Annotated in this window: 2 protein-coding genes; both read right to left on the minus strand. The window is 51.8% G+C overall.

What is annotated here, in order from left to right; all coding sequences use genetic code 11:
- Positions 1–194: AAA family ATPase (locus QCH34_RS12420; protein ID WP_300334593.1), on the minus strand; the 194-nt coding region annotated here is incomplete at its 3' end.
- Between the two features lie 64 nt (positions 195–258).
- Positions 259–1591: TrkH family potassium uptake protein (locus QCH34_RS12425; protein WP_300334594.1), on the minus strand; the 1333-nt coding region annotated here is incomplete at its 5' end.

Genomic DNA, 1591 nt, shown 5'->3' on the forward strand with positions numbered 1-1591 from the left:
GTCTTATGTTCCCGGATCAGGTCAAGAACGGTCGGGATCACGCGGCCATTCATCAGCATCCTGGTACTGTCATGTTTTGGATCGCAGCCGATCTGAAGCACATCCAGCCCTTTGTCGGCCCATGCCGCCGAAAGGTTTGCCGAGGTTGTTGATTTTCCAATACCACCCTTTCCATAGAGGGCAATCTGTCTCATCACTCTGATATTGGAGTTTGTGAACTAAAGAAGTTGTGATAACTTCACCCTGATTGAAAAAAGATCAGGCCCGATCAAAGCCCTTCGCAACGCCAACGATTAAGACAACAACCGGGATCACTTCCAGCCTTCCAAGCCACATCAGAAGAATAAATAAGATCTTTCCTCCATCTGATATATCTGAGGATATATGCCCTGTGGAGATGCCATTGTTACAGATTGCAGTGATCACATCAAAGATCACATGGCTTGAATCATATCCGGGCCCTTCAAACTGGAGGATCAGGATGGTGCTTGCGAAGATGATGACGAGGTAGAGGACGATGACGAGCATATTCTTTGAGACCTCGTACTCGGCGATCATCTTCGGAATACTTCGCCCCTCATGCCGGAACGGGATGACTGCACGGCCCGAGATGAAGATCCGCCTGAACCACCAGACAAGCCCTTCATAACAGATGATGGCCCGCCCAAGTTTGATACCTCCGGCAGTGCTCCCTGTTGATCCGCCGATCACCATCAGGGATGCAAGGAAGAGGATCGTCGCATGCGGCCAGAGCGAGGGATCGGTATTCTGGAAACCTGTGCTTGTCGCTGCTGATACCGTCATGAAGAGGGCCTGCCGGAGGGAATCGGAGATCGGGAAGGAGGCGATCCTGGTGAGATCATAGGTTACAACCAGTATCCCGGCAGCGATGATTGAGAAGAGCAGGAATGGCTGGAGATCCCGATAGAAGGCTAAGATCCGTTTTGCATAGATCATGAAATAGAGCTTGAAGGGAAGTGCTCCCGCAATCATGATCGGGATGAGGGCAAGCTCCATGAATGGATTATTATAATGGGCGATCCCGCCATCGTACATGGTAAAGCCACCGGTTGCGATTGCGACAAGGGAGAGATTCAGTGCATCCCATAAGGAGACCCCTGAAAGCATCACAAGGCCAACCCCTGCGAGTGTCAGGATGACGTATATCTTCCACATCTGGACTGCGGTGTCGACGACACTCGGCATGAGCGCCTCAGATCGCGCTTCCGAGCGGTAGAGCTCCTTCTGGACAAGCCCTGAACGATGCACCATCGTCACGGTGAAGGCAACGATACCCATCCCGCCAAGCCACTGCATGAAGGATCGCCAGAAGAGGATCGTTTTTGGGAAGTCATCAAGGCCGGATGCCATCGTCAGGCCGGTGGTTGTCCATCCTGACATCGCTTCAAAGACACAGTCAATATAGGGCATTCCACATACGATATAGAATGGGATTGCCCCAATCAGGGAGGAGATGAGCCAGATCATCGCAACTGCGCTGAGTGCCACCGAGAGCCGGGCCTGTTTATTTGAATGGGGGATGGTTCGTAAAAAGCTGCCCAGGATAAAGAATATAAGCGGAACAAGTGCC

Source organism: Methanocalculus sp., assembly GCF_029762515.1.
In the GTDB taxonomy this organism is placed as follows: domain Archaea; phylum Halobacteriota; class Methanomicrobia; order Methanomicrobiales; family Methanocorpusculaceae; genus Methanocalculus.